This is a genomic window from Spirosoma lituiforme (assembly GCF_054776635.1).
In genome coordinates this window covers 293,531-318,648 of sequence record NZ_BAAHBO010000001.1, presented here as the reverse complement: position 1 = coordinate 318,648, position 25,118 = coordinate 293,531, and the positions used below count along the sequence as shown (strand labels likewise).

Annotated in this window: 22 protein-coding genes; 8 read left to right on the top strand and 14 right to left on the bottom strand. The window is 52.9% G+C overall.

The annotated features are described in order from the left end of the window. Positions 1-46 precede the first annotated feature (46 nt). Positions 47-1,360, top strand: a complete 1,314-nt coding sequence (locus ACYU87_RS01355) for a DUF3472 domain-containing protein (protein WP_461132221.1) — start codon at positions 47-49, stop codon at positions 1,358-1,360. A gap of 35 nt (positions 1,361-1,395) precedes the next feature. Next, positions 1,396-2,523 carry a mevalonate kinase family protein gene (locus ACYU87_RS01350; protein WP_461132220.1) on the top strand — a complete coding sequence of 376 codons (1,128 nt, stop codon included), beginning with the start codon at positions 1,396-1,398 and terminating at the stop codon, positions 2,521-2,523. Positions 2,524-2,767: 244 nt separating this feature from the next. On the opposite strand, the gene ACYU87_RS01345 is transcribed toward ACYU87_RS01350, so the two are convergent. From ACYU87_RS01345 to ACYU87_RS01335, 3 genes are read right to left on the bottom strand one after another with little or no spacing between them, the layout of a single operon-like run. Further along, positions 2,768-3,895 (bottom strand): hypothetical protein, encoded by a 1,128-nt coding sequence (locus ACYU87_RS01345; protein WP_461132219.1) that lies wholly within the window; start codon positions 3,893-3,895, stop codon positions 2,768-2,770. Next, positions 3,892-4,527 (bottom strand): ABC transporter ATP-binding protein, encoded by a 636-nt coding sequence (locus ACYU87_RS01340; protein ID WP_461132218.1) that lies wholly within the window; start codon positions 4,525-4,527, stop codon positions 3,892-3,894. Before ACYU87_RS01340 ends, ACYU87_RS01345 begins: the two co-directional genes overlap by 4 nt. A 57-nt stretch (positions 4,528-4,584) precedes the next feature. Further along, a complete protein-coding gene (locus ACYU87_RS01335; protein WP_461132217.1) occupies positions 4,585-5,709 on the bottom strand; it encodes a Gfo/Idh/MocA family protein in 1,125 nt (374 codons plus the stop codon). A 325-nt stretch (positions 5,710-6,034) separates the two neighbouring features. Between ACYU87_RS01335 and ACYU87_RS01330 the strand changes: the two genes are divergently transcribed. The 4 genes from ACYU87_RS01330 to ACYU87_RS01315 all read left to right on the top strand — a co-directional run bounded on the left by ACYU87_RS01330 (position 6,035) and on the right by ACYU87_RS01315 (position 9,852). After that, a complete protein-coding gene (locus tag ACYU87_RS01330) occupies positions 6,035-7,840 on the top strand; it encodes a sensor histidine kinase (protein WP_461132216.1) in 1,806 nt (601 codons plus the stop codon). Positions 7,841-7,969: 129 nt separating this feature from the next. Then, positions 7,970-8,401, top strand: a complete 432-nt coding sequence (locus ACYU87_RS01325) for a MarR family winged helix-turn-helix transcriptional regulator (protein WP_461132215.1) — start codon at positions 7,970-7,972, stop codon at positions 8,399-8,401. A gap of 15 nt (positions 8,402-8,416) precedes the next feature. Continuing rightward, positions 8,417-8,857, top strand: a complete 441-nt coding sequence (locus tag ACYU87_RS01320; protein WP_461132214.1) for an organic hydroperoxide resistance protein — start codon at positions 8,417-8,419, stop codon at positions 8,855-8,857. Further along, the gene (locus ACYU87_RS01315) at positions 8,854-9,852 is read left to right on the top strand and encodes an NADP-dependent oxidoreductase (protein ID WP_461132213.1); all 999 of its coding nucleotides are present in this window, start codon (positions 8,854-8,856) and stop codon (positions 9,850-9,852) included. The genes ACYU87_RS01320 and ACYU87_RS01315 overlap by 4 nt, the downstream gene beginning before the upstream one ends. Positions 9,853-10,019: 167 nt before the next feature. Here the strand turns inward: ACYU87_RS01315 and ACYU87_RS01310 are convergent, their stop codons facing one another. The 9 genes from ACYU87_RS01310 to ACYU87_RS01270 form a co-directional block, all read right to left on the bottom strand. Continuing rightward, entirely contained in the window at positions 10,020-10,412 is a 393-nt protein-coding gene (locus ACYU87_RS01310; RefSeq protein WP_461132212.1) for a hypothetical protein, read from the bottom strand. 314 nt (positions 10,413-10,726) lie between these two features. Continuing rightward, positions 10,727-11,497 (bottom strand): TIGR03915 family putative DNA repair protein, encoded by a 771-nt coding sequence (locus tag ACYU87_RS01305; protein WP_461132211.1) that lies wholly within the window; start codon positions 11,495-11,497, stop codon positions 10,727-10,729. A 3-nt stretch (positions 11,498-11,500) separates the two neighbouring features. Continuing rightward, positions 11,501-12,757 carry a putative DNA modification/repair radical SAM protein gene (locus ACYU87_RS01300; RefSeq protein WP_461133612.1) on the bottom strand — a complete coding sequence of 419 codons (1,257 nt, stop codon included), beginning with the start codon at positions 12,755-12,757 and terminating at the stop codon, positions 11,501-11,503. Positions 12,758-12,862: 105 nt separating this feature from the next. Next, positions 12,863-15,358 carry a PAS domain-containing protein gene (locus ACYU87_RS01295; protein WP_461132210.1) on the bottom strand — a complete coding sequence of 832 codons (2,496 nt, stop codon included), beginning with the start codon at positions 15,356-15,358 and terminating at the stop codon, positions 12,863-12,865. A 196-nt stretch (positions 15,359-15,554) separates the two neighbouring features. Next, complete coding sequence (locus ACYU87_RS01290) at positions 15,555-16,073, bottom strand: hypothetical protein (protein WP_461132209.1); 519 nt, start codon at positions 16,071-16,073, stop codon at positions 15,555-15,557. Between the two features lie 182 nt (positions 16,074-16,255). After that, on the bottom strand, positions 16,256-17,323 hold the full coding sequence (arsB, locus tag ACYU87_RS01285; RefSeq protein ID WP_461132208.1) for an ACR3 family arsenite efflux transporter: 1,068 nt from the start codon (positions 17,321-17,323) through the stop codon (positions 16,256-16,258). Between the two features lie 28 nt (positions 17,324-17,351). Beyond that, on the bottom strand, positions 17,352-17,765 hold the full coding sequence (locus ACYU87_RS01280; protein ID WP_461132207.1) for an arsenate reductase ArsC: 414 nt from the start codon (positions 17,763-17,765) through the stop codon (positions 17,352-17,354). Between the two features lie 30 nt (positions 17,766-17,795). After that, positions 17,796-18,377, bottom strand: coding sequence for a DUF6428 family protein (locus tag ACYU87_RS01275; protein WP_461132206.1), 582 nt, complete (start codon positions 18,375-18,377; stop codon positions 17,796-17,798). 52 nt (positions 18,378-18,429) lie between these two features. Next, positions 18,430-18,762: an ArsR/SmtB family transcription factor gene (locus ACYU87_RS01270; protein WP_461132205.1), complete on the bottom strand. Its 333-nt coding sequence runs from the start codon at positions 18,760-18,762 to the stop codon at positions 18,430-18,432. A 386-nt stretch (positions 18,763-19,148) separates the two neighbouring features. Between ACYU87_RS01270 and ACYU87_RS01265 the strand changes: the two genes are divergently transcribed. Next, positions 19,149-20,498 carry a hypothetical protein gene (locus tag ACYU87_RS01265; RefSeq protein ID WP_461132204.1) on the top strand — a complete coding sequence of 450 codons (1,350 nt, stop codon included), beginning with the start codon at positions 19,149-19,151 and terminating at the stop codon, positions 20,496-20,498. Between the two features lie 128 nt (positions 20,499-20,626). On the opposite strand, the gene ACYU87_RS01260 is transcribed toward ACYU87_RS01265, so the two are convergent. Further along, positions 20,627-22,129 carry a M28 family peptidase gene (locus ACYU87_RS01260; protein WP_461132203.1) on the bottom strand — a complete coding sequence of 501 codons (1,503 nt, stop codon included), beginning with the start codon at positions 22,127-22,129 and terminating at the stop codon, positions 20,627-20,629. A 132-nt stretch (positions 22,130-22,261) separates the two neighbouring features. Here ACYU87_RS01260 and ACYU87_RS01255 point away from each other — a divergent pair, with 132 nt between their 5' ends. Beyond that, the gene (locus ACYU87_RS01255) at positions 22,262-23,845 is read left to right on the top strand and encodes a serine hydrolase (protein ID WP_461132202.1); all 1,584 of its coding nucleotides are present in this window, start codon (positions 22,262-22,264) and stop codon (positions 23,843-23,845) included. Positions 23,846-23,945: 100 nt separating this feature from the next. On the opposite strand, the gene ACYU87_RS01250 is transcribed toward ACYU87_RS01255, so the two are convergent. Continuing rightward, positions 23,946-25,001: an SMP-30/gluconolactonase/LRE family protein gene (locus ACYU87_RS01250; protein WP_461132201.1), complete on the bottom strand. Its 1,056-nt coding sequence runs from the start codon at positions 24,999-25,001 to the stop codon at positions 23,946-23,948. Positions 25,002-25,118: the final 117 nt, after the last annotated feature.

The window sequence follows — 25,118 nt, the reverse complement described above, 5'->3', positions numbered from 1 at the left end:
CGTAGGTCGCTCCCGTTGTCATTAGCCGTTTAATCCGTTTGCGAACATGATCATTCTCCACTGGGCCTGCGCACTCAGTCTATTCCTGTTTGCCTGCAGGCCTCTGGTTATACCCATCAATACGCCTGTTGTTTCCGACACGAACGTGGTCCGGGTGCCCGTTGGGGGCAATAGCTGGGTAGCCACGCCAGCAGGTACTTCGGCAAGCCTTGGCCAGGATGGTCTGACAAACTGGTCGGACCCGGCCAGTAAGATCGTGACGTATGTGCGGTTTGGGAAGGCAGGGACGCTTACACTATCCATCAATCTGCGGGTGCCAGCCGGTAAAAGTCGAATCCGGGTTACGCTGCTGGGCAAATCGAAAGAGATTGACGTACAGGGCGATCCAGTAGCCGACCACAGGCTTGGGCAATGGACAATTGCAAAGGCGGGATACGTACCGATCACGCTGGAAGGGGTGAGTAAAACCGGCGCTACGTATGCCGAGGTATCCGATTTCGGTATCAGCGGAAACGCGGTCGACGAACAGACGGCTTTTGTCCGAAACAACGAGGGTAACTTTTTCTACTGGGGTCGGCGGGGGCCGTCGGTTCACCTGCGCTACCCGATTCCGGAAGGCGTGGAGGCCGAGTGGTTTTACAACGAAGTAACCGTTCCCAAAGGCAGTGACGTGATCGGATCGTATTTCATGGCCAATGGTTTCGGCGAAGGGTATTTTGGCATGCAGGTTAACTCGGCAACGGAACGGCGGATTCTGTTTTCGGTCTGGAGTCCGTTTACAACCGATGATCCCCGCGCCATTCCGGACGACCAGAAAATAGGACTGGTAAGAAAAGGAACGGATGTCGTTACCAACGATTTTGGCAACGAAGGCTCGGGCGGGCAGAGCTATTGGCGGTACAACTGGCAGACTGGCCAAACGTACCAGTTCCTGTTGCACGGTCAACCCGTAACAGACGGTTACACCCAGTACACGGCTTATTTTAAACCGGCCAGCGACACCAACTGGCACCTTATCGCCAGTTTCAGACGGCCGAAAACCACAACGTATCTGAAATCGCTCTATTCGTTTCTGGAAAACTTCACTCCCGAAACGGGTACTATCCAGCGGGAAGTCGAGTTCGGAAACCAGTGGATCCGTAGCCAGGACGGGCAGTGGAAAGAGCTGACAAACGCCCAGTTTACGGCTGACAACACCGCTCGAAAAGCGTATCGGCTGGATTACGCGGGGGGGCTAAACGGTCAGCGTTTTTTCCTGCGCAACTGCGGCTTCTTCGATACCTACACGCCGATCAATACACCCTTGGCAAGATCCGCCAGCAAGCGGGCTCCGGCTATCAACATCGACGCTTTACCTTAGGGCTGGTACCTTCATCCGGCACGTTTTTTCTGACTATGACTGATTCCGCTATCTCCGCTTCTACACCCGGGCGCATCTGCCTTTTTGGTGAACACCAGGACTATCTGGGCCTTCCTGTTATTGCTGCCGCTATCTCCTGCCGCATTCAGGTCGTTGCCGAACGCACAAACCAGCCGGTGGTTCGTCTGAACTTACCGGATCTGAACAGCCGGGTGCAAGTCGACCTAACGGATTTACCGCTGGCGTATCAGCATGACCGGGATTATTTTCGGAGTGCGGTTAACGTACTGCATCGGAACGGATTCCGCTTTAGCCGGGGTATCGAAGGAGAGGTCAGGGGAGCTATCCCCATCAATGCGGGTACATCGAGTTCATCGGCCCTGCTGATTACCTGGCTCAATGTGCTTAGTCAACTGGCTGATGATCCTAAGCTATTGACTGCCAAAGAACTGGCCGAACTTGCCTACGTGGCTGAAGTGCTGGAATTTGGCGAGCCCGGTGGGATGATGGATCATTATTCAACCGCCGTTGGGGGCGTAATTTATCTGGAATCGACGCCTGTCATCAGGCTGGAAACCTACCAGCCCAGGCTGGGCACGTTTGTATTGGGCAACTCCCGGGAGCCAAAAGATACCATCGGAATTTTAGGTCGCGTAAAGTACGGCATGTTACGCATCGCGAAGCAACTGACGGCTATTGCTCCAACCTTTTCGCTGCACACAACCCCGATTACGGCTGTGTCGGCATACGAAAATGTTCTCTCAAAAGACGATTACATCCTGCTGCGCGGAACATTGGCCAACCGTGATCTGTTGCGGGATGCCCTAACGCTGATTCAGGACGCTTCTGCACCGGGTTCCGTGCTGAACGATAGCCGATTTGGTCAGTTGTTAACAGAGCACCAGGCTAATCTGCGGGATGCTCAGCAAATTTCAACGGCCAAAATTGACCGGATGCTGGATGCCGCGCTTGCTGCGGGGGCTTTGGGGGGCAAAATTAACGGTTCGGGTGGAGGGGGGTGTATGTTTGTTTATGCACCGGATAAAGCCGAACAAGTAGCCGAAGCGATTGAACGGGAAGGCGGCCAGGCGCATATTGTCACTGTTGATGTCGGCGCGACGACACGTTTATATCCAGCCTATACAACCGAACCTATCGACTGAATCCACGTTTAAACACGCTGTTAACACTGTCTGGAACGGGCCGAAACCTAATTCGTTCATTAAAAGCCAAGCCAATTTTTGAACGTGTAATGGTTTGTTGATCAGCCTGGATTCTTGTAAAAATCGCCCGCCAGAACTACTGGTTGATAGCCCTTAATCGGTCAGGTTGTACGGATAGCTACTTATTAGTCAACCGGTAAAACGCAATCTGCTGCTGTAAATCGGCCAGGTCGCTTCCTGTTGCCTACTCTAACGATCTATACTGATAACGATAGTGTAATCCCCAGGCTGCCACGGCGCTACAAACAGGCAGAAATAGAGTAAAACCAAACACGATTGCCAGCAGACAGAACGTGAATAGCCCGAACACCCACCGTAGATAAGCATCCATCCGCTGGCCGAGTCTGTAGAGGAGCGCACGAAACAAAAACAGTAGACTCAGCATCAACAAAACGCCGAGCAACCCCTGACTAAACCCACCCACGAGAAGAAACCAGACGATTTCGGGAAGCAGCAGCAGACTATACAGGGCACTTTGCTGGCGGTACAACTGCCAGTGGCCGAGGGGAAAGTTGCGGGCGAAACGCAGATAAACCACCTCAAATTCGCTCGACTGATAGATAAGGATACTGTGCGCCAACGCAACACATAAACCGATCAGGCCCAACAGGCGAATATCGGTACGAGCATCCGCAAACAGGCTAAAAAGCAGGCCGATACTGACCAGAGACAGTAATTTGGTGATCAGGTAGGGGACACGCTTTTTGTCAATAAGCTCATACAGGAATAAACTGAACAGCGGTTTGGGCCAGCTTCTTAACCAGTTTGATCGCTTTATTCTACCGGGCGGACTAACCGTCGTGTTGATCAATCGCGTGTAATAAACAGCACTAATTAAGATAAGGGCCAGTAAATAAACGGGGATCAGCAGGGGAACAACCCAGTACCCGAAAGTAATCCCGATGATCATGGCAAACAGGCCCAGACCACAGATCGGTAGTGCGATGATCAGCTGAACGATGGACCAGGCCCCAACCTGCTGCGCCCAACTTAAGGCGTTACTGCTATAAAACAGAAACTGTACGTCATCTGCTCTGAGTCGCCGAGTTACGTATTGTCCGCTTTTCAGGCTATACACCAAACAAAGGCTACAAAAAACGATAACCCCCAGCGGTTCGCTCACCGACGTAAGCACTAATTTCAAGGCGTTCCGAATAAGCTGATCCTGGGTCAGGTGCGTTTGGTTGAGAACACTGGTGTAAAAGAAATTGATGAAAATAAGAATAAACAGGGAAAGCAATAAACCAGCATGCGCCTGGTAAAAGCCGCTGGCCACTACCTTGACCAAGACACGAGTCAGTTTTTTCTTCATGGAGCGTACCGTATCGTTTGATGCTCAACGACTATGTTCTGTATCGTCGGAAGCGTAGTGCCTTCGAGCGGCTGATGCGACGACAGGAGAACTGTTGTGCCCTGCTGGAGATGCTGTTCGGCGATCCAGGCATGCAGAATGGGCAAGGAGTCGACGTCCAGAGTTGTCAGCGGTTCATCCAGCAGGATGCAGGCTGGCCGCCCCAAAAAGGCTAGCACTAAGGAAAGCTTTTTCAGCATCCCGCTCGAATACGTACGGATTGGATCGTTTATGTACCCCGTCATAAGCATACTCTCCAGGAAGTAATCGGCCTGTTGGTCTGGAGCCTGTTTCGCGACTTCAAATAGGTTAAGCAGTTCCGTTCCGGTCAGAAATTCGGGAAATACAGGCTCGGCTTCGGCAAAGTTGACCAACCTCCGATACGCAACCGAGTGTCGCTTCAGGCTTATTTGTCCGTTCAGTACGCTATCGCCCTCGAAGGAGACAATGCCGGCCAGGGCTTTGAGCAGTGTACTCTTACCCGAGCCGTTAACGCCCTGAACCCAATAAATTCCGGACGTTATCGACAAGAAGTCAATCTGAAGAACAGGCTGGCTGTGGTAGGTTTTTCTGAAGTTAGTGAGTTGCAGCATAGAAAAGAAAAATAAGCGGGCTGCGGTAAGCCCCTCCCGTGCAGGCACCAAACCAGGTCAGGCCAAACGGATTTTGTTGCCCGTATCCGCGGCCCGATAGATGGCTTCCAGTACTTTCATATCCTTACGGCCTTCCTCCCCTGCGATGTGGCTGGGTAAGGGTTTGTTGGCTAAAATGTGCCTGGCAACGTCATCGACCAGGGCGGCCTGCTGGTTGATGACGGGGAAATTGAAAACACCCTGGCTGGATTGCCCTTTAAACGGACCATAACTTAACGCGGGACTCAGCTCGAAGTAACCTTCGTCGGCCGACGCAAAAAAGCGATCAATGGTACAGTTGGACATGCTGGATGAGGTACACATGGCCCCGCTGGGAAAGTAGAGTTGCCAGCTTATGTTTTCTTCCACTTCGCTAAATAAAGCAGGCATGGTGACCGGCCCATATTGAGCCGTAACCGCAATCGGTTCTTCGCCCAGCACATACCGGGCACTCTGAACGCAGTAAATGCCAAGGTTCATGAGGGGGCCTCCCCCGGCCATGGCTTTCTTAAGATGCCAGTCGGTCGGGCTAATACCCGCCAGCCGATACCCCAGAGAAGCGTCAATCAGGCGCACTTGCCCCAATACCTTCTGCTGGCCCAATCGTTTTAGCTCGATATGGTGTGGCTCGTAGTGCAGTCGATACCCAACGGCCAGTTGTACGCCCGCTTTCTGGCAGGCGGCTATCATCTGTTGACAGTCGGTTTCGGTCAGTGCCATCGGTTTTTCAACAATAACATGCTTTCCCGCCTGAGCGGCCCGGATGGCGTATTCCTTGTGCAGGCCATTGGGTAACGTGATATAAACGGCGTCAATTGCCGGGTTGTGCCTGATCTGATCAAAGTTCTGGTAGGAATAGACGTCTTTGTCGGCTAACCCGAATTCCTTCTTCCATTGCTGCGCCTTCGCTGGCGTACCGGTAATTATTCCACCAAGCCGGCAATACTGGGATTGGCTAATGCTGCCTTTCAAAATAGTCGCGTACTGGCCCAGGCCACACAGGGCAATGGTTAGTTTTTTCGCTGGCTCTTCGTTTCCGTTTACGTCGGATGGCGCCAGAGACGCCAATGCTGGCCAGCTAGCCGAGGTACCCAAACCGAGCCCTACCTGCCGGATAAATGTCCGTCTGGAGTGAATGTTCATTCGCTAGTGTAATTGAGTGTAGCTAGTTTGCCGGGTGAATGTAGGGGTATACGACCCGTTTTTTTGCAAACTTTTATGGACGGAAAAAAGACGGGATCGCAGGCGCTAACGGGGGCTACGATCTCAACTGACAGCACATTCACTGTGCCCCTGCGTTGTCAAATGCGGCATTATACAACAAGAAGCCGACTTACTTTGCAGGAGACCACACTGGATCAGCCTTGTTTGGGCTGGTTTGACGGCCATAACCGTAGACAAGGGATTTCTTTACTGTTTCCTTAGCTTTGTTTAACTGCATGAGAGAGATTTTTTCGCGCCTGCCTTCATGAAATTGCGTAATGTTCTAGTATTGTACTGGTTGGCTCTACCGTTGAGCTGGGCTCAGCTACCAACCGCTCCCGATGGCTACAGGCCCTTTCGACTGACCCTGGCCGGGTTGCCGGATTCGATCCGAATCGCTAAGCTGATTCGTTTTCAGGAGCGTCAGATGAGTCTGCATCATGTCAAAGAAGCCGAACTCGCCCTGGGGGAAGCCCTCCAGCTGGCAGAACAACGGCAGGATAGCAATCAAATTGCCAGTGTTTATAAAGCCAGCGGGCGTTTGGCCAATCAACAGAATAATTACCCGCAGGCCTTACGCCAGTACCAACTGGCCCTTGCCTACTTCACTCGACCGGATAGTATTCATCAACTGTATGTTTACATGGGCAATACCTACCAGCACACGCTGGATGTGGATCATGCCCGTTTTTACTACCGCAAAATTATCGACGCCAGCGCGCCAAAGGCCAGTTTAGTCAATCTTTCGCAGGCCTATGGTGGTCTGGCGAATCTGGCTGATCAGCGGCACGATGCGCAACAGGCCTTGTTCTATAACAAGAAGGCCCAGGCAATTTTCCGGCGATTGGGGCTGTGGGACGGTTACTATAACAAGCTCGTTAATATCGCTTTTAACTACAGTGATCTGCATCGCCCAGAACTGTCTATTCGGCTTTACCAGCAATGCATGAAGTACGCCCAGGCTATTAAAACGCAAAACAGGACTGACAAAGCTTTTGAGCGTCATTTCGTAACGGCCATTTACGACGGTATTCCTTACCCCCTCATTCAACTGAATCGCTTCAAACTCGCTGAATATTATGCCCGGCAGGCGCTGGTATACGGTCGTCAGGATAATGGCTATCAACTGCTGCACCAGATGTGGGTTTATGACGCACTCACGCTATTGTATGAAAAACAGAGGAAGTTTCGTCAGGCTCTGGGGGCTCACAAGCAATGGGCCATTTACCGGGACAGTATCCAGAATCAAGTCCGTAGCCAGAAGTTTGCGGAACTGGAAACCCGTTATCAGACGAAAGAAAAAGAAACCCAGATTCGCCAGTTAGATGCGCTTAACGCTTATCAAACCCGCCAGTTATGGGTTGGTTTGGCGGGCCTGCTGGTGCTGTCGGGGCTACTCAGCATTATGGTCTGGCAGAACAAGCGCATCCAGCGGAGCCGGACTAAAATTCAGCAGCAATCCGATGAATTGAGGGTAATGATGAAAGAGCTCCACCATCGGGTCAAGAACAACCTGGCCATTGTCACGGGCCTGCTGAATCTGCAACTCTCGCGCTTGAAAGATCCGGTGGCCAGGCAGGCCATGCTGGCCAGTCAGCAGCGGGTTCAGGCAATGGCACTTATTCACCAGCGCCTGTACCTGACCGATCGCATCACGCAGGTAAACATGCACGAATACCTGGTTGATCTGACGCAGGGGTTGATACAGTCCTACGGCTACAATGGCGCAACCCTTGCCCTGACCCTTGCCATAGACCAACGGGACCTGGAAGCAGATACGGCCATTCCGCTCGGCTTAATTGCGAACGAAGTAATCACGAATGCGCTCAAACATGCGTACCAGGACCACGAGCGGCCCGAGTTGCGTGTCGCTTTTTCCGTAACGCATGAACTCACGCTGGAGATCGAGGATAATGGTCCTGGTACGGAGGCCGCCAACTGGCATCCGGGTGCCGACCGATCTTCCTTTGGCAAACAGCTGATTGGTCTGCTGAGTGATCAGTTAGAAGGTCAGTATGAATTAATTCATGCCAAGGGTACCTTGTTTCGCCTGGTTATACCCTTAAAATAAGCGATAAAACCGCGTTTGGCGACCGCTGTAGGTTCTGCCCTGAGACGGTCAACAACAAAAGAATCATTGGTGCCAAACTTTTATCGACGGTCATCGGTTATTGAATTGTACACAATATAATTTTGGGCAATGAATAAGTTACTGCTGGATAGCCAGGTTTGTTTTCCGCTGTATGCGCTTTCCCGGCAGGTGACGGCGCAGTATCGACCTTTTCTCGAAAAGCTGGATCTGACGTATCCCCAGTATCTGGTGCTGCTGTTGCTTTGGGAGTCAGACAACCGAACCGTTGGTGAAATAGGGGAGCGGTTGCTACTCGACTCCGGAACGCTGACTCCGTTGCTCAAGCGCATGGAACAGAAGGGGTTACTGACACGGAATCGCAATCCGGACGATGAACGTCAGGTGACGCTTCTGCTCACCGAAAGCGGACGAACCATGCAGAACCAGGCTATGGAAATTCCGGACCAGTTACAGGAAAGCCTGCACCTGGACACTCAGCAACTCATTGCCCTGCGAGATCAGCTTCAAACTATTTTACATCAGCTTACCAGTACCGACTAATTAATTAATAAAATCATGTTTCAATCGTTGTATACAGCCCAGGCTACGGCAACCGGTGGCCGCGATGGTCACGTCACCTCATCCGATCAAGTTTTGAGCCTCGACGTTCGCACACCCCGCGAACTGGGTGGGGCAGGAGGTGCCTATTCTAATCCCGAGCAGCTGTTTGCTGCGGGCTATGCCGCCTGTTTCGATAGCGCCCTCAACATGGTGGCCCGAATGGCTAAAGTAAAAACAGGTGTAACGGCGGTAACGGCCGATGTGAGCATCGGTAAACTGGATGGAGGTGCTTTTGGACTGTCTGTCACGCTCGACGTGAACGTGCCAGGCGTCGATCAGGCTGTTGCGGAAGAATTGGTGGATAAAGCACACCAAGTATGTCCATACTCGAATGCCACGCGCGGTAACATTTCGGTGACCCTGACGGTTACCACCAACGAAACCGCAACCCTATGAGTGATCAACAAATCGTTCTTGCATCGCGTCCCAACGGAATGCCCGACGCAAACACATTCCAGTTTGAACCACTAACCCTGTCCGAACTCAAAGACGGTGACGTAGCCGTGCGGGGAACCTATTTCTCCGTCGATCCTTACATGCGGGGCCGGATGAACGACACAAAATCGTATGTGCCGCCGTTTGCGGTTGGCCAGCCGATTAGTGGCGGAGCCATCGCCGAAGTAATTGACAGTAAGGCAGACGGCTTTGTGCCCGGCGATGTCGTTATCGGAACCCTGCCCTGGGCGACCCGCTCGGTGGTGCCGGGCAAGGGCCTGAAAAAAGTAGATACAACGCTGGCCCCGGCCAGTTACTACCTCGGTATACTGGGTATGCCAGGGCTGACGGCCTACTTCGGTTTATTGGACATTGGTCAGCCCAAAGCGGGAGAAACCGTTGTTGTATCAGGTGCGGCTGGCGCGGTCGGATTAATTGTGGGGCAAATTGCCAAACTTAGCGGTTGCCGGGTTGTGGGCATTGCAGGCTCCGATGAGAAAGTGGCGCAACTGACAAAGGAGTTTGGCTACGATGTGGTGGTTAATTACAAGACGGCTCCCGATCTGTCAAAAGCCATTGCCGAAGCCTGCCCAAATGGGGTCGATGTTTATTTCGATAATGTGGGTGGAGCTGTATCGGATGCGGTCATTAAACATATCAACTTTCACGCCCGAATACCCCTGTGCGGTCAGATATCCCTCTACAACACGACCGACGTACCGATGGGTCCCCGTATTCAGCCGATGCTGCTGACCAGAAGTGTCCTGATGAAAGGCTTTATCGTCAGCAATTACCAGGACCGTTTTGCGGAAGGTACTCAGCAACTGGCCGCCTGGGTCAACGAAGGCAAACTGCATTACACCGAAACGACACTGAAGGGATTTGACAAGCTGCCCGATGCCATGCTGGGCTTATTCTCCGGCCAGAACACCGGCAAAATGATCGTTGAGGTCTGAATGAGGCCGGTCTGAGGTCAGTAAACAGGCTCGTTGCCAGTAACTTGGTGGATGCCAGGCTGGTCTTTTTGTCACGCTGACGCTGGGGTGTTTCTCGGCGTCGGCATGACAACGTAGTAATCGGATGTACGGCTGATTCGCTTCACACCTTTGCATGTTTTTTGCGGTCAGGTAGCGGACAACGTGGCGAGAAACAGCTTGTCTCTGGCTTGCTGATTTAATTGATTTAGGATTACCGTTTGAGCGATCATCCTGGCGTGCTTCATTTTGTATTCCGCCTGACTGCCCCGGTTCAAGTGCTCAAGTTCCTGAAGTAATCCGTCCAGTTCCTCGCCTATGTCGGTAAACAGAGCCGCTAGCGGTTCTCTAGGGCACTGGCCTATATAGCTGCCTTGCCCGCGTTCAGGCTCCCCGGAAGTGGCATCCTGATTCAGGCATTGTCTTATTTTCTTGAAGTTGACGAACAAGTCGAACGATGCTTCCGTCCAGGCTGCCAAAACATTCGTGTACGCCGTTTTGTCTATGGATGGCTCACTGTTTTCCGGGGTTGAGCGGTTCATTTTCGTTCTTTTAGGGTTCTGCTGTAAAAATACTTACATTCTTTAAATGTATACTTGTGGGTAATTATACTTATTAAAAAATTTTATTGATTGTGGGCAATGTTTTATGTCATTTCGTAAATTTTGCCGGTACCTGTAAGCTTCCTGATCCATTTATTAATCGATTTCTGAGCTGTTTCGACATGACCAGGCGGGGGATTCCGTAGGCTAAGTGTCTGAAAGGTAAGCAACTTAACTTATAATACCGACAATTTGTTCCCGTTCGGTCGTCGGCTGGTCTGGTCGCCGGATCCGCCCGGTCGAGGCTTTCGCCATTAACCTTTGGGTATTTTTTCGGTCAGGTGCTTCCAGTAACGCTTGGGCATGTGCTGCATCTGCAGCCGCATGTTTCTGCGGGATTCGATCGTGACACTCTTGACATAACGACGCCATAGTTCCTGGTAAAATTCTTCGCGTTCGTCGCTGATCTCCTCAATCACGCTGGAGGAAGCCCGGCCATAATGAAAATCGATGGTTACTGTTATCACCTGGTTCAGGTCGTAATAAATGCCGTATTTGCGCTTTGCGTCGTAAATCAGCCAGCGCTGATCGGCGTAACGGTTTTCAAAGTGAGGAGCAACCAGCAATAAAACATCGCATTCGGGCTCGATGATGGCGTAGTATAAGTCATCTTTGGTCAGCTTGAAGCGAACAAACGCTTCCATCCGGTGCACCTCCTGCCTGACCCGTTTGGCGGCCTGCTTCACTGCCCATACCGCAGGGTGGCTATAGTCCTCTTCTACATTTTGCGGACTGTCAAAGACATGCCGGGCAAACTGCCACATAACCTCCTCGTGCCGGTCAATACCAGAAAGATACGTTTTGTAGAGTCGGTTTACACCGTCAACTGACAGCCGCTTTTTCAGCCCGGCCAGCACCCGCTCCGCTTTCGTTTCGTCAGTGATAACGGATTGCGTTGTTCCGAACAACAAGCCGGAGGACGCTTCCTGAGCGTCAAACGACACATCGTCCAGTTTGTTGTTGTAGATATCAAAAACGGCAGTCAGCCAGCCTTCGTACGTACCATCGTAGAGTAACCTCGTCATAAATCAGAATAAACTCAGTTGGGTGGACGAGTTGGCCTTGTACTTGCTTTTCTGCTGCGCCAGAATCAGTTGTCTGAGTTGCAGAGGGGAGTAGTCTCTGTGGAGTGAGAAAGGCGTACTGAAAGCCAGAAAGTAGTGCGCCCGGTTGTAGGCTATTCCCATTTTTTTCAAATGCTCGGGTTGCAGGTTTCTGAATCGGCGCGCGGCCACAATTTTCAGGGCGCTCTGAACGCCGATACCCGGAACGCGTTTGATCAGTTCGAGGTCGGCCGTATTGATATCTACCGGAAACTGGTCCAGATTGCGCAGTGCCCACCCCAGTTTCGGATCCATATCCAGGTCCAGATTAGGCTGATCAAACCCGACCAGTTCATGGACGCCAAAGCCATAGTAGCGCAGCAGCCAGTCGGCCTGATACAGGCGGTTCTCGCGAATAATGGGCACGGGCGTCCCAATAACGGGGAGTCGATTGTCCTGGCTGATTGGGACATAGCCTGAGTAATAGACCCGCTTCAGGTTCATCTGCTGGTAGAAATGATCGGCCATGCCGAGAATTTCTAGATCACTTTCCCGCGTAGCGCCGATCACCATTTGCGTGCTCTGGCCTGCCGGAGCAAAGAGGGGGGCTTTGCTATTTTGTTTTCTCTCTTCCTGGTGGCCGGCAATCTGGGTTTTCAGATACGCCATAGGCCGAATCACGTCCTGGTGGTTTTTCTCGGGAGCCAGTAGTTTCAGGCTTTGTTCGGTGGGCATTTCCACATTAACGCTCAGGCGATCGGCGTACAGGCCAGCTTCCTTCATCAGGTCTTCACTCGCGCCCGGAATGGCTTTCAGGTGAATGTAGCCGTTGAAGTTTTCTTCCGTACGCAGCTTTTTGGCAATCCTGACCAGCCGCTCCATCGTATAATCCGGGCTATCAAATATGCCGGAGCTCAAAAACAGTCCTTCAATGTAATTTCGGCGGTAAAAGCTGATGGTCAGATCGACGACTTCCTCCACCGTAAAGGCAACTCGCTTTACGTCGTTGCTTTTGCGGCTCACGCAATAGGCGCAGTCGAAAATGCAGTGGTTGGTCAGCAGGATTTTAAGTAAGGATACGCAGCGGCCATCGTCCGTGAAGGCATGACAGATGCCGTAGCCTTTCGAGTCGCCCAACCCTTTGTCCTTATTGGCTCGCTTACTCTGCCCCGACGAACAGGAAACATCGTATTTTGCCGCATCGGAGAGGATTTCCAGCTTCTCCATCACTCGCTCATTCACCATCACCACGCCTGTTTGCTATCCTATAAAACTACGCATTTTTTCGGAATTGGCCAAGAAGAAACCTGGCAGGAAAGGGGTGAAAGTCAACTGGCGTGCCGGGTGCTAGGCCGGCAGATAAATCGTGAACGTGGCCCCCTGCCCCGGCTGGCTACGGGCGGTAATGGCGCCACCGTGATTGGTCACTACCTTTTCGCAGATAGCCAGCCCAATGCCCGTGCCGGCAAACTCATTTCGGCCGTGTAGTCGCTGAAAGACCTGAAAGATGCGGTCCAGGTACTTCTCATCGAAGCCAACCCCATTGTCGGTCACATCAATCTGATGATACTGACTGGCCGTTTGTCCCGCTTTTAGTGAGGCCGGCAGCTGATTCCGGGTGATTTTTTGGTAGCCAACGTGAACGACCGGACGTTGCCCGGCCTGGTGAAATTTGAGCGCATTGCTCAGCAGGTTCTGGAACAGTTGCTCTAACTGAAGGCGGTCACCTGGCACCACCGGCAGGGAATCAACGTCGATAACGGCGCCAGTTTCTCGGATACGGAGTTCCAGATCATCCAGAATGGTGTCAATGACCTTCCCCAAGGGTACCGGTATAGCCGTCGGCGGCTGGGTAGCAATGCGCGAAAACGTGAGCAGGTCACGAATCAGGGTGGACATACGGGCAGCTGCCGACTGCATTCGCTCTAGATACAGGGTACCTTCACCTAATTGTGCGCCATATTGTAAGCTGAGTATATCGCTGAACTGAAGAATCTTGCGTAGTGGCTCCTGCAGGTCGTGGCTGGCCACGTAAGCGAACTTCTCCAGGCTGTCGTTCGAGCGGCTGAGGTTGTAGTTCGACTGGGCCAGCTCTTCGTTAACCGCTATAGTTTTCTCACTGGTGATCAGTAACTCTTCATTGCTGCTGGTCAGCATTTTGTTCATGGCCGCCAGCTCTTTGTTGGCCGTTGCCAGCTCTTCCGTACGCTGCTGCACCTGTTTTTCAATCTTTTGCCGTTCGGTTACCTGATACGTATTTTCCAGTACCCACACGGCCACTTTTTTGATCTCTCCCGTTCCATCTCTCAGGGGCATGTAGACAAACGTGACATAAATGGTTTCCTTCTTGCCATGCCGAACCAGCGTCATTTCGACCTCATTGGCATAAAAGGCTTCTCTATTCTGTATGACCCGCTTCAGGTCCTCTTCATGCTGGAAGGCTACTTCCGCAAAAAGTTCCCAGTAAGGTTTGTTTACGAGGGCGTCGGTGGGCTTGCCGGCCACCTCCACAAACGCAGCATTGACGCTTTCGATTGTCAGGTTCGAGGCATTCAGTAAGCAGATCCCAATTGGGGCCTGCATGACCATTTCCCGTAAATTCCGCTCGTTGGCTTCAATCTCCCGGCGCGACCGTACTTGCTGGGTGACGTCGGTGGCTACAACCAAGATACTATCAACGGAACCCAGATTTCCCTTGCGGGGCTGATACGTCAGGTCAATGTAGATAGTTGTTAGCTCCCCGTCACGCAGGATGTCTACGGCTACTTCAGGCGCATTAAACGGAATTTCTGTCGCAATGACGTGTTTAAGAATATCGTCAAATCCCTGACCTGTCAGTTCGGGCATCGCTTCCAGCAAGGGTTTGCCCACAACAGCCTGAAGCGGGCGTGCCACCATTTCGCCATAAAACGTATTCGCCCACTGAATCACCAGGTTGTCGTCGGCACTGATCGTGGCCAAGCCCACGGGTGACTGTTCAAATAAGTCCAGTAACTGCCGTTGATTTTCGTCCTGCCGTTGCTGCGTCTTCACCTGCTGGGTAACATCCACCGCCATGCTGATGATCCCATACACCTGCCCGGTGGGGTTGCGCAGGGGCTTGTAGGTAAAATCGAAATAGTGGTGTTCGGTTAGTCCATTGATAACCAGTTCGCCCGGCATGGCTTTGGCTTCGTGAGTGATTCCGGTCGCGAACACGTCATTTAGCCACTGTAAATATACCTGAGAAGCCAGTTCGGGAACGGCTGTGATGGCGGGTTGACCCACTACGGTTGCGTCTCTTCCCAACAGGCGAAGCATGGCTTCGTTAGCCACTTCAATCGTGTGCTCAGAGCCGACCATCAGCATGGTGGCTACGGGAGCTTCTTCGATCAGGGAACGAAATTGGGCTTCATTTTTTTTGATGAGCTTGGCCTCATTCTGCTGGGCCAGCATCTGCTGGGTTACCTCCTGCGTCACGCCCGCAAAGCGGTAAATGTCACCGGTTTCCGAAAAGTAGCCTTTGCCGTAGCAGCGAATCCACCGGATCTGACCGTCATCCGCGCCCACTGTGCGGTAGGTTTCGTCGTAATACCCGTTCGACTGGGGAGTCATTGCCCACTGTACGGCCCGGTTAACCTGGTCTATATCGTCGGGATGAATGGATTGAAGGGCCTGATCAAACGATAACTCGTTGTTTTTCGACAGCCCAAAGAGTTCACGGCATCGATCATCCCATACTACTCTGTTGGTAACGGGGTCTACTTCCCAGACCCCAAGCCCGGCGGCTTTAAGGGCAAAGTCAACATCGAGTTGCTCCGTGAGTTTCTTCGTTACGTCCAGGGGGCTTCGATCATTATTCATTGAAGGCGGCTACTGAGTACGGTGCAAATTAACAACAGACAGTGATTTGCCCGTTTTCCCGCTAGAAATACCATGAATAACCCCCTGCTTTACCAATTTGTTTCCGGAAAAGCAGGGTAGGCAAGCAGCCGTATCGCTTTCTGGTAGATAGCCGGAAGTCGGGTAGCCGTCCGTCCTCCGCAGGCGGTAGCCCGTCTTACGTTAACTTATTAATCAGGTCCAGTAAATGCTGATGAGTAAGGTAAGCGTTGGCCAGTTGCTGTCGATACCGGCTAAGCGCTTGTTCATAGTTGTTCTCCAGTGTTTGCCTGGCTTCCCGGGATATGTTCATTGTCTGAACGTGTGCCAGCAGGGCGTCAATACGGCTAACCAACGGTTCGAACCGGGCGATCCGGCTCTCGCAGGCCGCTAGTTGCTTTCTGGTGATTTCCAGTAACGCCGAGTAAAATTCAGTTGCCGTTAGCTGTGGTTTCTTCAGAACAGCCTGCCATTCCCGTTCCAGGTCTGTATTTTGCTCGACGGATAACCCAGGATCAAAGGAATCAACCGGCAAATCGACAACGGTCTTCCCATCGACCAGTTGAGCCGACATCAGTTTTTCTGCACTAGCCACGATGTGGTTTACTACGTCGAATCCCTGTTCAGGCTGCTTAATTTGTAGATAGAGTTTTCTGGTTCGATTCTGCGAATCAATTACGGTCAGACGAAGTAGCATACGGAATGGTGGAAAACCTGTATACAAACCCTGGACCATTCTGATTAGTCACGGGTCCTTAAGTGAGGTAACGGATGTTCATGCGTTGGTTCATGGCTAGAGGCTTTGGCCAACCGCACGCTGCCGGACGCCGAATGTGCCGGACAATAGACTGCTGACCGGCTTCGTTGCGGGAAGTAGAGTCAACCAGCGTCTGGGAATTGCGGAGTAAATTTTTTTTCCTGCTTCAAGGCGAAATTGACCATCAGAATCAGCACCGGTACTTCAATCAGGGGGCCAATAACAGCTGCAAAGGCGGCACCGGAATCGATCCCGAAAACGGCGATGGCTACCGCAATGCCCAACTCGAAATTATTGCCCGCTGCGGTGAAAGCCAGTGACGTCGATTTGGCGTAATCGGCCCCGGCCCGTTTTGAAAGGTAGAAAGCCGAAAAGAACATAATGGCAAAATAGATCGTCAGCGGAATGGCGATGCGTACCACATCGAACGGAATCGATACGATCAATTGCCCTTTGAGGCTGAACATCACAACGATGGTGAACAGCAGCGCAAGGAGCGTAATGGGGCTGATGGCGGGCAGAAAACGGTCCTCATACCATTGGCGGCTGATCAGTCGCGTAAGAACGATACGGGAGAGCAGACCGGCTAAAAACGGCACGCCCAGGTAAATGAAAACACTCGTGGCGACTTCGCCAATGGTGATGTTGACGGTGTACCCCTTCAGCCCGAACAAGGGAGGCAGCACAGTAATGAACACGTAGGCGTAGATCGAGTAAAAGAGTACCTGGAAAATACTGTTAAACGCCACCAGACCAGCGGCATACAGTCGGTCGCCTTTAGCCAGGTCATTCCAGACAATCACCATGGCAATGCAGCGGGCAATGCCGATCATGATCAGGCCGGTCATGTATTCGGGCTTGTCCGGCAGAAAAATAACCGCCAAACCAAACATGAGCAGGGGACCGACGATCCAGTTCTGCAGCAGCGACAGACCGAGTATGCTGGTGTTGGCAAATACCTTCGGCAATTCTTCGTACCGCACTTTGGCCAGCGGGGGGTACATCATCAGCACCAGCCCAATGGCCAGCGGAATATTGACGGCCGCCGTTGCGGTTGAGCCGGCATTGAACTGGTTGATGAAGCCCTGCGACTGCGGAAAAAAATACCCGATGCCCACGCCGATCAGCATGGCCATGAAAATCCACAGGGTTAAAAAGCGGTCGAGAAAAGAGAGACGGTTGTTGGTCATCGTATTGGTTGCGTCAGTCCAGAACAAATCAACGGGGTACGTTCGCGTCAATGAACTGACGGCTGTAGGCTTTGATTTCATCGCGCACGATGCGAAACTGCGCTAAGCGTTCACCCTCGGGGGCGTGAGACGGATCCGTAAAGCTGTGGTGTATCTTTTGGGCCGTTGAAGGGAAATAAGGGCATTGTTCGCGGGCATTGTCGCAGACCGTTATGACGTAATCTAGGGGTAAGCTGGTGTATTCATCGGCGTGATTCGACGTATGGTGGGCAATATCAAGGCCATCTTCGGCCATGACCTGAATGGCCAGGGGATTAACCCCATGCGGTGCAACCCCGGCGCTGTAGACCTGAGCCCGGTTACCGGCGAAATGCTGTAAATAGCCTTCGGCCATCTGGGAGCGGGCCGAATTGCCCGTGCAAAGAACTAAGATGTTTTTCATGGCAACTTTATGGGGGAATACTGATTTTGACTAGCAGCAGCCGGAGCCCGGTGTACAGGAGGGAGCCTCCGTTTCGATAAAAACTAGGGTAGGTTGAGCTGTTTTGTTCGCATCGGCGGGTGCGCAGCAAGGTTCACCAACAGAGGGCGTGTCGCAGCGTCCACCGCGGGAGAGGGCTTTGCATTGGGTGTAATCAGGCGTCAGATTAACCGTGAGCCTGTTGCCTTCGGTGGTCAGTTCGCCGGGATACAGCTGGCGGGTATCGAAGGTAGTATTGCCGAACTCGATCTTGACCGTAGCCGCCGGATCCAGCGGTAATGATTTCTCTACTAAATCAATGATTGACAACGCCTTGCTGACAGGCATCGCGTGATGGGCTTCTGCCAGTTGCGGTTCCCAGAGTTGCACGATCACTTCCGTCCAGGCGTTCATCTGACCGCCACAATCGACCGAGACAATGGATGCCTGCTTGATCTCGGTGAGGTGAAAGGACGGGTGAACGAATGCGCCTTCCGCGTACTGGAACTGCAGGCGTTTGTCAGAATGTTGACCGAGTGTGTGTTTAAACGTCTGCCAGGTCATTGGCTCGTGATTGGTAGCATGTTCGTTCATTGGTATATAGTAATATTACGATAAATAAGGGAAAAAAATAGACGGTCTCGTCTCAGCAACAGGTGATGGACGCCGGTACCCACGACGCCAGAATCGTTCCGAACGCTTTTTGGGCCTCCTCCCACACGGGCGGATTGATACAGTAGCAGACGCGGGGCGGGTTGATTTCGCCCCGAATGATGCCGATGCGTTTCAGTTCTTTCAAATGCTGGGAAACCGTTGGCTGGGCCAGGTTCAATTCACCGACCAGATCACCGCAAACGCACGCTTTTCGGGCGATGAGCATTTGCAGGATAGCTACTCGGGCGGGATGCGCAAAAGCCTTAGCCAGATCTGCCAGGCGGTTCTGCTCATCGGTGAAGATCTCGGTTTTCGTTAGCCCCATGTCACAAAGGTACGTAGTTTATCGCAATATTGCGATAGGTAAAATGTTTCCATGCGTTCCCTAAGCCGATGGCCGTCGTTCGAACAGCAGCCTTTCTCGTAGGTGCCCGTTTGTGGAGCGGATCCGGTGAGCAGTAGTGCCTGTAATCTGTCTTCGCCCGCGCTCATCCGGGTTAGCCTACAGACGAGACTCGATCAACCCATTTTAACGAAACATTAATTGGGGATTTATACCTAATCGGGGAGCATTCTTGTTGTTTGTGTAGTCGGCGACGAGGGCTGACGGACGGACAAAACCGATTCTTTTTTCGGCCAACAAACCCCGTTTTTAGCGGCTTGCTAAGCATCCATACAACCAATTAGTATCTCGATTAAAGAGAGTAGCTCATGAAAACGTTCATCCAGAGTATCGCGGCAAAAGTTCTGTTGCTTTCAATTGGCTTACTGGCCGCAGGATGGCAACCCACTAATGCCCAAAGCACGAATGCCGGGCAGCAACCCGCACAGGCTACCGATCAATCGCTGGCTTCCGTCGTTGCTCCCTACCGCGACGATGTCCGCCAGTCGGTTTTGCTTGCCTGCGGACAGCCGCAGGTACTGAGCCGCCTGGCCCAGCAACGGGCATCCAGTCAGCAGGCGTTTAGTCAGTTGATTCAGGCCTATGGCCAAAATAAGCAAGGCTGGTTTTATGACCTCTCGCGTTATCCCGATGTGCTGCATACGCTGGCTGCCTTGCCCGCTGGCTCCAGCGAAGCGCAGGTGAAAGAACTGGCGAAAACCTTACCCGCCGATTCGCAGGAATCTGCCTGGAAGCTGTACCGCCACCATCACGATGATCTGGCGAGGGTTGACAACCTGAACGAGCAGGCCCGGCAAGCCTTCGAAAACGCAATCAGTCCGCTCGACGGCCCAACGCAACAGGCATTCCGGCAGTTGATCGACATGCCCGATGTGTTGACGCAGCTGACTGACCAACCCGACAAAACGGCTGAACTGGCCAGTGCCTACCGGGCAAATCCTGATGAAGTAACGCAGAACCTGACGGCTATGCATGACAGCATCACGGCTCAAAACCAGCGGGACGTGGCTGACTACCAGAATCAGCTGAATCAGGATCCACAGGCGCGGCAGGAGTTGCAGCAGGCGGGTCAGGCCTACGCTCAGGCGAACGGGTACAAAACGGGGATCAACCCAAACCCGGCCTGGACGAACACGACCAATTACTACGTGAATCCCTATCCTTACTGGTTTGGTTATCCCTACTGGTATACATCGGCCATGTGGTATCCATCGGCCTGGTGGATGGGTACGGGTTTCTACTACGGGTTGGGTGGAAACATGATGGTGTTCGGGTTACCGTCGTTTGGCTTCTCGAACTGGTTCTTCGGGGGAGGCTACTATGCCTATCCGCATTTATACGGTCGTTTCAACCGATACTACAGCACGTATACGGGCTTTAATCGGCGGTTTACGCCGGCCAGCGCGGGCTTCATGACGGCTGCTCACCGGGCATTTGGCCCGTCAACCCGTGGTAACTGGGTCACGAATGCCCATCCATTCAATCAATCAACTGGTCGTATCGGTGGCGCTCGGGTTGCGGCACCAGCCACTACGTTTGGCGGTTCCCGCGGACAAAGCTGGGGTGGGGGCGGTATGCGCTCATTCGGTGGCGGTTTTAGCGGTGGCGGCATGCGCTCATTTGGGGGCGGTGGTTTCCACGGTGGCGGTCGCCGGTAGGGCCTCTGTGGTGTCAGTTTTGAGAAACTGACACCACAGAGGCCCTACCGAGATATGACGGACGGTTCGGATACAGCAACGTTTCTTTACATAAAAAAGGCTGCCAGATCACATTGGCAGCCTTTTTTCTATCGTTCCAGCTTAAACCCCTGGTCGACTCGTACCCGGTCGGGGCGGTTGGCGACATCCCAGCCGGTCAGGTAGATCCACTTCGCGATACGGGTTACTTTTGCCGTATTAATGCGGTCCGGTTCATCTTTCGGCGTGTGGTAGTCCGGGTGCAACAAGGTTGTGAACGCAATGGCCGGTACGTTGGCGCGGGCGTAGGGCAGGTGGTCGGAGCGGAAATACCAGCCTTCCGGATGCTCAGGTTTATCCCAAAGTGTATCGAGCTTAAAATGAGCTTCCGACTGATTGACGGCCAGGGCAGCATTCACCAGATCCGTTGAGTTTTTGTGCGGAGACTGCTGGCCTAAAATAGCCGCGCTGTCGGGCGCATTCCGGCCAATCATTTCCGCGTTGAGGACGGCTACGATGGAGCCTTTCGGTACGGTTGGATGCTCCACATAATAGCGCGACCCCAGCAGACCACGCTCTTCAGCGCCGTGAAAAACGATTAGGGCCGACCGCTTGCCGGGCTTTTGAGCGAATGCCCGCCCGATGGCCATCGTGGCTACGCAGCCACTGGCGTTATCGTCGGCTCCGTTCCAGATCGAGTCACCAGCCACGGCCCGCCGAACCCCGTCATGATCCTGGTGGGTACTGAACAGGACATATTCATTTTTTAGTTTTGGGTCTGTTCCCGGCGCTTTCGCCACAATATTGACGGACGGGTAGTTGAAGCTTTCCACGTTGACGACGTTCGTGAACTGCTGACCCGGCTGTTTGATCCACGCCAGTGCACTGGCTGGTAACCAGATCGTTGGTGCCTGCGAAAACACCCGGGTATTGGCTCCACCGGGCAGATCATAACGGCCCCGTTCGAGGCCCGTTGTCCAGCGCTCAAAATAAGACTGAGCAGGCGTGTCGGATAGCCAGATAACCGCTAAAGCTCCAGCTTTTATCAGGTCGGCGGCCCGGCGGGTCATCGTTCCGAACAGAAAACGCCGATAACTCAGTTCTGGCGGGCCTGTTCCGGAAAATTCAAGGGCGACCGCTTTGCCTTTTATATCGACGTTGGCCAGCTCTTCGGGCGTTCCTTTGCCCACAAAAACGAGGGGAGCGTCGACGGAGGCAATGGCGGGTGCCAGAATAAAGGCATCCTGTCCGTGGACAAGTTGATGACTCCCGATGTTCAGCCGGCTGGTTTCGGTGATGCGGGTGCGCTGGATGTGAAAAAACTGAAAGAAGGTTCCGTCATCGCCTGCGGGTTGCAAACCCATAGCCCGAAGCTGATCCGCAATCCAGACCGACGCTTTGAGTTCATCGAGCGAGCCGCCTTCCCGCCCGCGAAAATGGTCGCCTGCCAGCGCAAACAGATCCCGCTTGATATCACTTTCCTTGATCGCCGATACTGCATTTGCCGTTTTGGCGGCACTGACTTTAGGCTGGGCCTGGCTGGTCGTTGTGACCCAGAAGAGCGTTACTGCCGTAATCAGGAACCGAATGTTGCTGAAGTTTAAATAGATCATCGTTTTGTTATAGGTTGATAACTGGCCCTTAACAAATCTACGGACAGCCGCTCAAATGTACGTCTCCTGACGGAATGCTTTTCGTAAATTGCTGCTCGGCTATTTGTCACCTTTACAAAACAAACCTTCGCCATGAAACCGCCTTACCTTCTTTTATGGTTATTGCTTGCGGGTCTTGCCAAACAACCTCTGTCGGCTCAATCCAAGAAGCATACGACCGATCCCGTTGCCCAGTACGATGCGTATGTGCAGCAGGCTGTGCGCGAATGGAAGGTGCCGGGCCTGACGGTTACAGTCATTAAAGACGGTAAACTCCTGCTGAAAAAAGGGTACGGCGTTCGGGAGTTACCGGGGGTGGGTTCGGGTAAGGCCGAAGCCGTTGATACGCAAACGCTCTTTGCTATGGCCTCGACCACCAAAGCCATGACGGCCGCCTGCCTCGGTATGATGGTCGATGAAGGAAAGCTGCGCTGGGACGATCCGGTTACGGACTATCTCCCCGATTTTCAGTTGTACGACCCTGCCGTAACCCGCGAAATGCGGGTTCGGGATTTGCTGATCCATAACACCGGCGTGGGTAATGCCGATATTCTCTGGGCGGCCATGACGATATCTCCCGACGAAATTTTGCGCCGGATGCGATTCGTTAAACCGACCTACTCGTTTCGGTCAGGCTTTGTTTATCAGAATATTATGTACCTGGCCGCTGGTAAAGTGCTGGAGAAAGTAAGCGGTATGCCGTGGCCTGTATTTATGCGCACCCGCCTGTTCGACCCGCTGGGTATGCGCCGGACAAAGGCTTTGTTTCGTGACGTAACCAATGCGAATCGGGCCAGGCCGCACATGACTATTAATGATACGATACGGGCCATCAATAGTGCCAAAGAAGAAGGGCTGGTCGATGCCGTTGGCCCGGCTGGCTCCGTCTGGACCTGTGCCGATGACGTTGCGGCCTGGATGCAGTGTATGCTCGACAGTGGTCGGTACTACAACGGCGAACCGCAGGGGAAAGCACTCCTGAAACCCGCTACCTGGGCCGAGTTGTTCAAGCCCCAAACGCTGGTAACGGACGCGGAATTTTATCCGACCCAGGCATTGACCAGGCCCGTCTGGAAAACCTACGGACTAGGCTGGTTTCAGCAGGACTACCGCGGTCATCGGATCAATTTTCACACAGGCAGCCTAACCGGCATGGTGGCTATGCATGGGCAGTTGCCTGATCAAAAACTGGCGGTGTATATTCAGGGAAATCTCGACCATGCCGAGTTACGCCACGCGCTGATGCTTCGGGCATTCGATGCGTTTGCGCTGGGGCTATCGAATGACTGGAGCGCGGATTGCCAGAAGTTGTACGGAGCAATCAGGCAAAAGACCCAACTGGCTGAACGAAGAGCAGACAGTACCCGGAGTATGAATACCAAACCATCGCTTCCGCTAACGGCCTACGTTGGTTTCTACACGGACCCGCTCTATGGCAAAGCTGAGGTAACGCTGCGCGATGGTAAGCTCTATTTTTCCCTCAACAGGGTCATGACCGGCTACCTCGACCACTGGCATTACGACACCTTTCGGCTTACATATGACCAGTTCTGGAATGGGAAAGATTTCGTAAGGTTCATGCTGGATGCGGGAGGAAAGGTTGTCAAACTGACTGACGCGGGGCTTGACCTCACCAAAACGCTCGACAGCCCCGGCAAAGACAGTACCGAGCGATAAATATTGTTTAGGGATACCGTCAAAAGGCAGGCCTGAATACCCCGAAAACAGCACGACAAGTATCCCCGCCACAGAAGGACTATCTGACCAGCAAACAAGCTCATTTTGCGCGCGAAGTGGCCAGATGGCCCGCTACTATTCCCTGGGCCGTTGTTTTAATGCGGCATAAAAACATGCTGGAAGCCAGATAAAGCATAGTCCCGTCGTCACCCCAGCTACAGTTTGAAATCACTTCGCCCGTGTCGATTCGGCCAAGTAGTTTACCCGCTGGCGAGATGATTAACAGGCCACCAGGCCCTGTTGCCCAAACGTTGCCTTCCCGATCCGTTTTCAGGCCGTCAATAACCTCTTTAGGGCGCAAGCGGGGTAAAGACGTGGCATCAAAATAGACGCGGCCTTTGCCCAATGACCCATCGGTTTTCACCGGATAGACCATGAGTAGCGGTTTTAACGAATCAGACTGGGCAACGTACAGCAATTTGCCATCGGCTGAAAAGGCCAGTCCGTTAGGGTATTTCAGCTCGTTTGTCAGAAGCGTTACCTGGCCTGACGGGGCCACCCGATAAACGCCGTTGGCCGTTGTTTCGCGGCTGGGATCGTTCTCTTTGCCGGGTAATCCATACGGTGGATCGCTGAAATACAAACTACCGTTGGGATGTACAACGACATCATTTGGGCTGTTGTATCGTTTGCCGGCCACATTGTCCGTCACTGTGCGTTTGCCCCCACGACCCACCAGCGGCATCCGGGCAATCCGACGGTCACCGTGATCACAGATAATTAACTGACCACGCTGATCGATGGTCATGCCATTACTGCCTGGTTCTTCACTGTAGGGCAACCGACCGGTATAGCCCGTATGTTCGAGAAATTTGGCCAAGCCCGTTTTGGGCGACCACTTATAGATTGTCTGGGCTTTGGTGTCATTGACCAGCAGGTAACTGCTGTCTCTGTACCAGACAGGCCCTTCCAGATGACCAAAACCGGCCGCAATCACGTCGATTTTGGCATCGGGTGGAATAAGTCGGTCAAGTTGAGGATCCAGCCGAACAACCTGACCAATCGTCGCATAAGGTTGTGACTGGGCAGTAGCCACGCAGGAAATCAAAAACAAACCGGTCAGTAGCCGTTTGGCAGCGTATTGTAGAAAGTTCATCACGTCTAAGGGGCTCAAGTAGCTTTATTGCCAACTCATCAGTTGGCCTAAAAGTTATCGACTTGCTTTGCCGCTGGCCAACGCACAGCTGCGCTAAACTGAGCCTGACTGCAGTTC

Excerpts from the sequence above, each read along its gene's own strand:
- ACYU87_RS01355 (WP_461132221.1), top strand. The coding sequence starts at position 47 with ATGATCATTCTCCACTGGGCCTGCGCACTCAGTCTATTCCTGTTTGCC.
- ACYU87_RS01350 (WP_461132220.1), top strand. The coding sequence starts at position 1,396 with ATGACTGATTCCGCTATCTCCGCTTCTACACCCGGGCGCATCTGCCTT.
- ACYU87_RS01345 (WP_461132219.1), bottom strand. The coding sequence starts at position 3,895 with ATGAAGAAAAAACTGACTCGTGTCTTGGTCAAGGTAGTGGCCAGCGGC.
- ACYU87_RS01340 (WP_461132218.1), bottom strand. The coding sequence starts at position 4,527 with ATGCTGCAACTCACTAACTTCAGAAAAACCTACCACAGCCAGCCTGTT.
- ACYU87_RS01335 (WP_461132217.1), bottom strand. The coding sequence starts at position 5,709 with ATGAACATTCACTCCAGACGGACATTTATCCGGCAGGTAGGGCTCGGT.
- ACYU87_RS01330 (WP_461132216.1), top strand. The coding sequence starts at position 6,035 with ATGAAATTGCGTAATGTTCTAGTATTGTACTGGTTGGCTCTACCGTTG.
- ACYU87_RS01325 (WP_461132215.1), top strand. The coding sequence starts at position 7,970 with ATGAATAAGTTACTGCTGGATAGCCAGGTTTGTTTTCCGCTGTATGCG.
- ACYU87_RS01320 (WP_461132214.1), top strand. The coding sequence starts at position 8,417 with ATGTTTCAATCGTTGTATACAGCCCAGGCTACGGCAACCGGTGGCCGC.
- ACYU87_RS01315 (WP_461132213.1), top strand. The coding sequence starts at position 8,854 with ATGAGTGATCAACAAATCGTTCTTGCATCGCGTCCCAACGGAATGCCC.
- ACYU87_RS01310 (WP_461132212.1), bottom strand. The coding sequence starts at position 10,412 with ATGAACCGCTCAACCCCGGAAAACAGTGAGCCATCCATAGACAAAACG.
- ACYU87_RS01305 (WP_461132211.1), bottom strand. The coding sequence starts at position 11,497 with ATGACGAGGTTACTCTACGATGGTACGTACGAAGGCTGGCTGACTGCC.
- ACYU87_RS01295 (WP_461132210.1), bottom strand. The coding sequence starts at position 15,358 with ATGAATAATGATCGAAGCCCCCTGGACGTAACGAAGAAACTCACGGAG.
- ACYU87_RS01290 (WP_461132209.1), bottom strand. The coding sequence starts at position 16,073 with ATGCTACTTCGTCTGACCGTAATTGATTCGCAGAATCGAACCAGAAAA.
- arsB (WP_461132208.1), bottom strand. The coding sequence starts at position 17,323 with ATGACCAACAACCGTCTCTCTTTTCTCGACCGCTTTTTAACCCTGTGG.
- ACYU87_RS01280 (WP_461132207.1), bottom strand. The coding sequence starts at position 17,765 with ATGAAAAACATCTTAGTTCTTTGCACGGGCAATTCGGCCCGCTCCCAG.
- ACYU87_RS01275 (WP_461132206.1), bottom strand. The coding sequence starts at position 18,377 with ATGAACGAACATGCTACCAATCACGAGCCAATGACCTGGCAGACGTTT.
- ACYU87_RS01270 (WP_461132205.1), bottom strand. The coding sequence starts at position 18,762 with ATGGGGCTAACGAAAACCGAGATCTTCACCGATGAGCAGAACCGCCTG.
- ACYU87_RS01265 (WP_461132204.1), top strand. The coding sequence starts at position 19,149 with ATGAAAACGTTCATCCAGAGTATCGCGGCAAAAGTTCTGTTGCTTTCA.
- ACYU87_RS01260 (WP_461132203.1), bottom strand. The coding sequence starts at position 22,129 with ATGATCTATTTAAACTTCAGCAACATTCGGTTCCTGATTACGGCAGTA.
- ACYU87_RS01255 (WP_461132202.1), top strand. The coding sequence starts at position 22,262 with ATGAAACCGCCTTACCTTCTTTTATGGTTATTGCTTGCGGGTCTTGCC.
- ACYU87_RS01250 (WP_461132201.1), bottom strand. The coding sequence starts at position 25,001 with ATGAACTTTCTACAATACGCTGCCAAACGGCTACTGACCGGTTTGTTT.